The organism is Synechococcus sp. R6-7, from assembly GCF_047461695.1.
Classification (GTDB): Bacteria; Cyanobacteriota; Cyanobacteriia; order Thermostichales; family Thermostichaceae; genus Thermostichus.
Window position 1 is genome coordinate 1 of the sequence record NZ_JANSHS010000266.1, and the last position, 9,204, is coordinate 9,204.

Annotated in this window: 7 protein-coding genes; 4 read left to right on the forward strand and 3 right to left on the reverse strand. The window is 56.3% G+C overall.

The window, feature by feature from the left end; all coding sequences use genetic code 11:
* From NW815_RS08290 to NW815_RS08300, 3 genes are all read left to right on the forward strand, one after another.
* A partial coding sequence (locus NW815_RS08290) for a 4-hydroxythreonine-4-phosphate dehydrogenase PdxA (protein WP_414415897.1) occupies positions 1-559 on the forward strand: 559 nt, incomplete at its 5' end.
* 90 nt (positions 560-649) lie between these two features.
* On the forward strand, positions 650-1,765 hold the full coding sequence (locus NW815_RS08295) for an aldo/keto reductase (RefSeq protein WP_414388632.1): 1,116 nt from the start codon (positions 650-652) through the stop codon (positions 1,763-1,765).
* Between the two features lie 87 nt (positions 1,766-1,852).
* Positions 1,853-2,284, forward strand: coding sequence for a hypothetical protein (locus NW815_RS08300; RefSeq protein ID WP_414388627.1), 432 nt, complete (start codon positions 1,853-1,855; stop codon positions 2,282-2,284).
* Between the two features lie 35 nt (positions 2,285-2,319).
* Here NW815_RS08300 and NW815_RS08305 read toward each other — a convergent pair whose 3' ends face one another.
* Positions 2,320-2,550, reverse strand: a complete 231-nt coding sequence (locus tag NW815_RS08305) for a DUF2555 domain-containing protein (protein ID WP_414384377.1) — start codon at positions 2,548-2,550, stop codon at positions 2,320-2,322.
* Between the two features lie 237 nt (positions 2,551-2,787).
* Here NW815_RS08305 and NW815_RS08310 point away from each other — a divergent pair, with 237 nt between their 5' ends.
* Positions 2,788-4,566 (forward strand): flavin reductase, encoded by a 1,779-nt coding sequence (locus NW815_RS08310; protein ID WP_414388039.1) that lies wholly within the window; start codon positions 2,788-2,790, stop codon positions 4,564-4,566.
* Here the strand turns inward: NW815_RS08310 and NW815_RS08315 are convergent.
* Together NW815_RS08315 and NW815_RS08320 are read right to left on the reverse strand one after the other, a co-directional pair.
* Positions 4,544-5,116 (reverse strand): Uma2 family endonuclease, encoded by a 573-nt coding sequence (locus NW815_RS08315; RefSeq protein ID WP_414388037.1) that lies wholly within the window; start codon positions 5,114-5,116, stop codon positions 4,544-4,546. The two genes, NW815_RS08310 and NW815_RS08315, sit on opposite strands and share 23 nt — an antisense overlap.
* Before the next feature lie 67 nt (positions 5,117-5,183).
* Positions 5,184-8,927 (reverse strand): PAS domain S-box protein, encoded by a 3,744-nt coding sequence (locus NW815_RS08320; RefSeq protein ID WP_414388036.1) that lies wholly within the window; start codon positions 8,925-8,927, stop codon positions 5,184-5,186.
* Between the last annotated feature and the right edge of the window lie 277 nt (positions 8,928-9,204).

Below are 9,204 nucleotides of genomic sequence, written 5' to 3' on the forward strand. Positions count from 1 at the left end.
CCCCCACAGCGGTTGGCAGATGCGGGTTTTGCTGGCCACCACCCATATTCCCCTCGGCCAAGTGCCCACCGTGCTGACTCCAGAGCGGGTGCGGACAAAGCTGAATGTGCTGGTGGGATCCCTGCGCCACACCTTTGGGATCCGGGATCCTGTGATTGCAGTAGCCGGCCTGAATCCCCATGCCGGCGAACAGGGGCAACTGGGATCGGAGGAAAAAGAATGGCTGACCGAGCTGCTGCGCACCTATGCCCACGCCCAAATTTGGGGGCCGCTTCCCCCCGACACCATGTGGCTGGCTCCCGCGCAAGCCTGGCATGGCCAGGGATCCCCAACTGTGGCAGATGCCTACTTGGCTCTCTATCATGATCAAGGTTTGATCCCGGTGAAGATGCTGGCTTTTGACCGGGCAGTCAACCTGACAATTGGGTTGCCTTTTGTTCGCACCTCTCCCGATCATGGCACCGCCTTCGACATTGCCGGCCAAGGGGTGGCCCGATGCGAGAGCCTCAAGCAGGCGATCCTGCTGGCGGCAGAACTGCTGGGCAAAAACCCCTCCTGAGGGAAACCATGCCTGTGCCCGGCCATCTGAAGCTGTCTCCCGCCTCTGGGGGGTGATTTGATGGGAGTTGCTGGCATCACCTCAGCCGCAATGCTCTACCGTCGCTTTGGGCGCACCCAACAGCTGGTCTCGGTTTTTTCTCTGGGCAGCATGCGCTTGGTCAATGTGCCCAGGGATCAAGCTCAGGCAACCGTTGAGGCAGCCCTAGCCGCAGGGATCAACCACATCGAAACGGCTCAGGCTTATGGCCATGCCGAGGTGCTCTTGGGCGAGATTTTGCAAACCCTGCCCTTTTCACGCCATCAGTTGATTCTGACCAGCAAACTCACTCCCACAGATGGGTTGCGAGAGCGGCTTCAGGGATCCCTGCGCCGTCTGCGGGTGGATTACTTGGATCAATTTGCCTTTCATGGCATCAACCTGCCGGAACACCTGGAGTGGGTGCTGCAGAAAGGGCTGCCGATTCTCCAGCAGCTCCACCAGGAAGGCTGGGTGCGCTACATTGGGTTTTCCACCCATGGATCCCTGGAGTTAATTTTGCAGGCCATCCAGACAGGATGCTTTGACTTTGTTAATTTGCACTATCACTTTTTCCAACAGCGCAATGCACCGGCCCTAGAAGCGGCTGCCCAGCAAGATATGGGCGTGTTCATCATTTCTCCTGCCGATAAAGGGGGAATGCTCTATCGCCCGCCCCAACACCTGCAGGAGTGCTGTGCCCCTTTCAGCCCCTTGGAGTTTGCCTATCGTTTTTTGCTGGCGGATCCCCGTGTTCACACCCTCAGCCTGGGCATCACTCATCCTGAGGAGCTACAGGTGGCCTTGTCGGCTTTACAGGATCCCGACCGTTGGTGGGTGGATGGCCCTCAGATTCAGGAGCGGTTGCGCCAAGCCGAGCAGGAACGCTTGGGATCCAGCCGCTGCGCCCAGTGCTACGCCTGCCTGCCCTGCCCAGAAGGGATCCACATTCCCGAAGTGCTGCGGTTGCGCAACTTGGCCATTGCCCACGAGATGACGGAGTTTGCTCGGTACCGCTACAACATGTTCGGCCAAGCTGGGCATTGGTTTCCGGGGTCACCTGCCGACCGCTGTACCGAATGCGGTGACTGCTTACCCCGCTGCCCAGAACATCTGCCTATCCCGGAGTTGCTGGCCGAAGCCCACCAGTTGCTGCATCGCTCTCCAATCCGGCGGCTCTGGGAATGACCATTCCCCCTATCCTGTTTGGCTGAGCTTAACTCCACTTATAATCGGATGGAGTTTATCGATTGCATCACAAGGCGAGGCATCGGAGTGAATAGTCAGAGCCAAGACCGCTTAGACCGGGTGGAACAACTGCTGGCTTGGACGGCTGAACAGACTGCTGCCAACAGCCGAGAAATCCGGGAGCTCTGCCAATCGGTCCAGGAGCTGCGCCAGTCCATCCAAGAAAGCCGCGCCGAATTTGCCGAACAAGCTGCTGCCCAAGCTCAAAGCCTGCGAGAGCTACAGCAAGTTGTCAGCGAGACCCGCTCTGACTTAGCTCACCTTGCCGAGTGGGCAGAGGAAGTGACTCAAGCTCTGGTTACCCTCACCGCCCTACAACGAGAGCACGAACGCGCCATTCAGGCCATCAACCAACGGCAGGCGGAAACGGATCAGAGGTTCAACGTTCTCCTTGAAGAAGTGCGCTATCTGATTCGCCGGCAAGGCTCTGACGGAAATCCTCCCCCCTCGTTGCCCTGAGCACTGGGATCCCTTTAAGAACTGCAAGGACAGCCCTAATCTTCATCCACTTCCCACTCCAACAGGTGTGCATAGGGAGCCACTAAGTGGGGAGCATAAAAGGCAACGGCTCGAAGGGCATGCCAGTCTTCCAAGCAGCCAAAGACGGTCGGATAGTCATTGCGCTCCAACCGCTCTGCAATTGCCGCCACCTCAGCTTCGGTAAACTGGCGGGGATCCATCCCCTTAGCAGGGGCCTCCACTTTGGACTTGGATCGGGCAGACATAGGCAGCCTGAACACGCTACAAGCCGATCTTAGCCTCTTCCTTTTTGCCCGGCCGACTTTGAAAAAACTTGACACACTCCCCACCTCAATCGCTTGCTTCTTGCGCAGTTGTGAGGACGGGGCTTCAGACCCAACTTTTGGGTAAGCCAACCCCTGTTCTCCCGAAACTCTGAAAAGGGATCCCCATTCCCCCAGTTTCGTGGCAAGGTGAGGACAGATACCGCATCGGAGGCTGCTATGGAGAGCAAGATCCCCGCCCGCGATGTCCAAGTTGCCCTTATCGGCCCGTCCACGTTGGTTCTCCGCTCCCGCACCTGGGATCGCCTGAAGTTTGAGCTGGAATATGCTCGGCAACGGGGCACCACTGCCAATAGCTACCTCATCCAGGCCCGCCAAACCCTTCTCATCGATCCTCCGGGGGAATCGTTCACCAGCATCTTTTTAGAAGAGCTGGCCCAACACCAGTACCTGCAGCGGTTGGACTTTATTTTGCTCAGCCACGTCAACTTTAACCGCATTGCCACTCTCAAGGCCCTATTGCCTCTGGCTCCCTATGCGATGGTGCTCTGCTCCAAACCGGGATCCATTACGCTACGGGCCGCCTTTGAAGAGATGGATCCCTTGCCCCGCAGTCGCGACGAAGAAGAAGCCGCCGATCTGGGCATTTTCTACAATGGCGACCAGTCTTTCCGTTTGCGGGTCATCCGGGATGGGGATCGCCTGGATTTGGGAGAAGGGCATGAGTTGCACTTTCGCACCGTGCCCACGCCCCGCCACCCAGATGCCCTCTGTACCTACGATCCGGCCACCGGGATCCTCTACACCGATAAGTTGTTCGGTGCCCATGTGTGCGATGAGCAGGTGTTTGACGAGCATTGGCGGCAGCTCAGCGAAGACCGTCGCTACTACTTCGACTGCTTGCACCGCAACCAATTGCCCCAGGTGAAGGCAGCCCTGGCCAAGTTGGAAGAATTTCCCGCCCAAATCTATGCCCCTGCCCACGGCCCCTTGGTGCGCCACAGCCTGCGGCGGTTGCGGTTGGACTACCACACTTGGTGCGAAGAGGATCCCGGCGAGCAGCGGGTAGCTCTCCTATACACTTCCGCTTACGGAAATACAGGCTTGATGGCCATGGCTATAGCCCAAGGGCTGGAGCGAGCCGGCGTTAAGGTGGAGCGGATCAACTGCGAATGGGCCACTCCGGAGGAGATCGCCCAGGCTCTGGAGCGCTGCCAAGGGTTTGTTATCGGATCCCCGACTTTGGCCGGCCATCCTCCTGTGCAGATCCAAACCGCCCTTGGCATCATCCTTTCTTCAGTTCCCACCACCCGATTGGCCGGGGTTTTCGGCTCCTACGGCTGGAGCGGAGAAGCGGTGGATCTCATCGAGAGTAAGTTGCTCAATGCCGGCTTTTCCTTGGGGTTTGAGACGATCCGCGCCAAGTTTAAGCCCACCCCTGAAATCCTGGAAGCCTGTCAAGAGGCGGGATCCCAGTTTGCTCAGGCCCTGCGCAAAGCCAAACGAGCCCGCGCCCCTCGCCAAACCAGCAGCGAAACTCAGGCGGATCGGGTTGGGCAAGCCCTGAGCCGGGTGGTGGGATCCCTGTGTGTAGTTACCGCTCTGCAAGGAGAGACCCGCCGCGGCTTCCTCACCTGGTCGGTGGCCCAGGCCAGCTTCAATCCGCCGGGGCTAACTCTATCGGTGAGCAAGGACCAAGAAGCCGAACTGCTGACCTATCCCCAGGCACCCTTTGTGCTCAACATCTTGCGGGAAGGCAAAGGTAGCAATTTGCAACGGCACTTTCAGCGGCCCCAGCGCCCTGGAGAAGATCGGTTTGCCGGCTTGGCCACGGCCACTGCTGAGAATGGCTGCCCCATTTTGTTGGATGCCTTAGCTTACCTGGAGTGCCGTGTGAAAACTTGGATGGACTGCGGGGATCGCTACCTGGTCTATGCCGAGGTGGAACGGGGCAAGGTGCTGGATCCCACGGGGGTTACGGCCATGCGGCGGGGGTAGTGTATTGGAGAACAAAGATTTGTTGTGGAGTCAATGCTAACTGGATCCCATCGATCACCTTGAGCTGACGATCTGCTCGGCAAATTTCCGGCTCTTGTTGAGGGGCAAATATCAAAACAGAGTAATCGTCTAAATCCACCATCCACCCTAATTTGCTGCCGTGCTTTAGACAATGCAGGATATTATCGATTACACGGCTTACCCTTTGACCCGGCGAAAGAATTTCGATAATCCAGTCGGGTGCTGCGGTGAAGTCATCCTCTGGCTCGCCTGTTTCACTGAGGCGAATTCGATCCCACGCAATTACAGCAATATCGGGAACAATGGAACGACCGGCAAAAGTGCAACGCAGTTCGGGCAGGGCAGTATAGTCGGTGGTGCTGCCGTCAACCTCAGCCACGAGGCGTTTTTGCAAAATGGAATGGCGGACTTTGGGCAGCGGTTTTTGAATGGCAACTCCATCCACGTACTCCCATGCCGGAGACTCTTCTATGTGAGGCAACTTGAGGAAGTCTTCAAGAGTGAGAGCCAAATCTAGGCGAGTTGTCATAGGTTTAGGCAAAGCCCCCCCGGATCCCTGCCAGTAATGTATCCCAAAGCGAGGGGAAGAAGTGGAATTAAAATTGCGGCAATTCGGGTAGATGTAGCGTAAAAGTCGTCCAACCGGCAGAGCTGTTGACCTCAATGGATCCCCTCAGTTGATCCACCATCTGTTTTGCCAAGGCCAAGCCCAGACCGGTGCCCCCTTCTTTCCAAGGATCATTGCCAGGGATCCGGTAAAAACGCTCGAAAATGCGGGTGAGTTCCTCAGCCGGGATCTCTTGGCTATTCCTGACTTGGATGCGAGTTCGGTTGGCCTCAACCCTGACTTCTAGGCGGATGGATCCCTGGCCGGGGGTGTATTTCACCGCGTTGTGTAGCAGCTCCCGCAGGATACGCCCCAAAAGGAGAGGATCTGTGGTGATGCTGCTCTCCAGAGGCACGTTGGCTTGAAAGGTTTGCCCCTTAGTACGGGCGCGTTCGCCAATAGCCAACAGCAAATCCCCCAACAAGGCTTCCCAGGTCAGCGTTTGCAGATTCAAAGCATAGGCTCCTGCCTTTAGCCGCTGCAAATCCAACAGGTCATTGATCAGCTCGATCTCCCGTTGGCATTCCCGCTGGGCGATGGATAGGTACTGGGCCTGCTTCTCCCTCGCAGGGGCAACTTGCAGCATGTGCAACGCCATCTTCAGGCTGGTGAGGGGGGTGCGCAACTCGTGGCTGACGGTGCTGATAAAGTCATCTTTGAGGCGGTTAAGGCGCTCCAGGGCTTGCACCTGCTCTTGGGCAGCTCGGAATAGGCGCGCCTGCCTTAGGCCGATAGCACATTGATTGGCCACTTGAGCTACGAGATTCATTTCCTGCTCATCAAAACTTTCCTCGCTGCTGCGAAAAACCCACAGATCCCCCAAGACTTGCTCCCCATCCCGCAGAGGGCAGACCAAGACTGATCCTTGGCGGGGGGCGTCAGGAAGTAAACAATGGTCAGGAAGTAAACAAAATATGCAGGGCTCTCCTCGCAACAACTGGGCGTAGAGATCTGGATATTGGGCAAAGGGAATACAAGTATGCAAGGCCGACCCCAAGCGAGGACAATACTCGTAGCTGATGGCGGAAAGGGTGAGATCGGCGTTGTAAAGGCCAATATCGCAGCCATCTGCATTTAGGTTTTCTCCCAGCTCGCGCAGAGCGGTGTTGAGAATTTCAGCTTCATCCAGAGAGTCGCGCACCCGGTCAGTGATGCGTTTCAGCAGGGCCTCAAATTGCAGGGATCGCTGCAACTCAGAGGTGCGTTGCCGAACCTTTTCTTCCAAGGTTTGATTGAGGGCTTGCAGTTGTTCATATAACTGGGCCTGTTGCAACGCGATGGCTAATTGATCGCTCAGCTCTTGTAAAAGCCGGATTTCCCACTCTTGCCAAGGGCGGCTGGATTGGCAGTGCTGTGCCACCAGAAGGTCCCAGAGATCCTCTCCCCGCCGAATTGGGATCACCAAGTTGGCTTGGGCCTGGAAAGATTCCAAGAGCTCCCGATAGCAAGGATCCAAATTGGCCGTCGCCACGTTGGCTATGGCTTGCACAAAGCCCTCTTGGTACTTGCGGTAGCAAGGATCCTGGCGAAGGCAAGCATCCCACACCCGGCGGCCCAAGTGGCTGGGCCAGGGATCCGCCACCGACTCAGCAGCTACAAACCCCCCTACACCTTCCTGCAACTGATAGATCATCACCCGATCTACCTGGAGAAACTCTCGCACTTCCGCAACCGTTGTTTCCAAGAGGGTTTGCAAGTCCAAAGCTTGGCGGATCCGCCGCAATAAGGCCCCCAACAGTCGCTCCCGCTCTGCCTCTTGCCGAAGCACTTCTTGAGCTTCTTTGAGGGGGGTGATGTCCACAACAACACCGCAAACGGCATAGGGATCCCCTTGCTGATCCCGCAGGGCAAGCTTGGTGACCCACTGGGTCAATCTCTTGCCATCGCGGAAAAAGGTTCGCTCGTAGCTGACAGGATGCGGAGATTGCAGGACTTTTTGATCCTGATCTCGAAATTCTAGAGCCTCTTCTGATGCGAACAGCTCACTATCCAACTTTCCAATGAGCTCTTCTGCCTTGCAGCCTCTCTGTTGTAGATAAGTCTTGTTTACATGAAGATAGCGCCCTTCCAGATCTTTGAGAAAGATAGAAAAAGGGATCCCGTCCAGAATAGCCCTAAGCCGAGCTTCGCTTTCTTGTAGAGCCAGCTCTGCTTCTTTCTGCTCCGTAATATCTTCGGTAATGCCAACAATACGGATAACCTCTTGCTGTTCGTTCAAGATGGGTCGGCAAGAAGTACGCAGCCAGCGCAGCCTGCCATCCCGATGGAAAAGGCGGTAGGTGATCTGCTGGGCTTCTTGAGTGGCTCGGGCGGCCGCCTGCAGTACCCTTGGCAGATCTTCGGGATGGATCCTGTCTTTCCAGAGATCTGGCTTGCGGCGAAACTCTTCTGCTGTGTAACCCCAGATCTTCTCGCTTTGGGGGCTTTTGTAGAGAGACTGGCTCAAGTCTGCAGAATACACAAAGAAAACCACCGGTACAGCCTCTGCAATTTCTCGGAAGCGGGCTTCGCTCTCTCGCAAAGCCAGTTCCACCTGCTTTTGTTGGGTGATATCGCGGGTACTGGAAACGATCCCTTGCACAGAGGGATCCTCCAAAAGATTGGTGCAGAGGCTCTCCAGCCACACCCACTGGCCATCGGCGTGTTGGGCCCGGTAAATAAAGCTGAGTGTCTCGCCAGGTCGAGCCTTGAGTTGCTCAAGAGCATTAGCAACGTTCTGCCGATCCTCGGGGTGAACCCAATCCAAGGGTACGGCCTCTCCCTGATTGGGAGCACGCCCCAAAATTTTCTCAGCAGCCGGAGGATTTAAGGTATGCAGCAGACCTTGGGCATCGATCCGACACAAAATGTCGTGGCTGTTGTTGAGGAAGGCGCGAAAACGCTCTTCTTGTTCCCACACCTCCTGTTCCAGCCGCTTTTGTTCGGTGATATCTAGGACAATGCCGAGAAGCCCTAATCCTTTAGACTGATCCTGAAGCTTTACAGCGAAGCGATAGGTGTAGCGCTCCTGGCCTTGAATCATTTCCTTACCTTCGAATTGGCAAAACCCTTGCCGCTCTACGTCGGATAGAACTTGAGAGGTGTACTCCAGCCAGTGGGGATGTTGCTGAGCCACCTCCTCCAGAGAAGTACCCAGCAGATCGCCAAACCAGGCGCGGTCAGTGGCATTTTGCAAAATTAGCACTCCCTGGGGATCCCTGGCCCACACCGCCAATGGCAGGGCATCCAACAAGGTGCGCAGTTGGGCCTCCCGCAGCCGCAGGTTTTCTTCCAACTGTTTCTTCTCGGTAATGTCTCGGCCCACGCCGCGAATAAACTGCAAGCGGCCCCGCCGGTCAAAAATGCCTTGGTTGATCCACTCAAACCACCGCACCTGCCCCGCTGCATCCGCCACTCTGCTAATCCGGGTAAAGGTGGGCTGCTGAGGGGTAAGGTGGGCTATCTTTTGCTGCGCCTGCTCTTGCTCTTCTGCCAGCAGCACGTCGATCCAGCGCCTGCCCCGCCAATCCCCCAAGATTTTCTGGCAAGCTTCGTTACATTCCACCACCGTCGTATCTGCACGCGCCAGCATGATGACATCGGGAAAACCCACCTGATCCCGCTGCAGCCAGCGCTTTTGCCAGTACATCACCACGGCCAGTGAGGATCCCCAAAGGAGCAGCCAAAGCCATCCGGGCAGAGTGTTCCAGTTGAGTAAGGTAAGCAGGTTGACCAGATCCCAGGAGGCGCTCATGAAGGTTGTCGATTAAGTTAAGTTTAGAAAGTGTCAAGGAGTGCACTGCTTTTCGGTAGCATTTCTAACCCAGGATCAAGCACTGTGCCAACAATTCCCCATCTCCCCGAAAAGGAGAGCAAAGTTTGAGTCTACTGGAACGGTGGGGCAGTATCCTCGAAAAGGGGGCTTTCAGGGTGAAGAGTTGTTTCTTAGGTTTCCTGAGTGTTCGGATAGATAGTTCTGAATCCAGCGCACCAGCCGCTGAGAGAGCATGACTCTAGTCAATGATACGCTG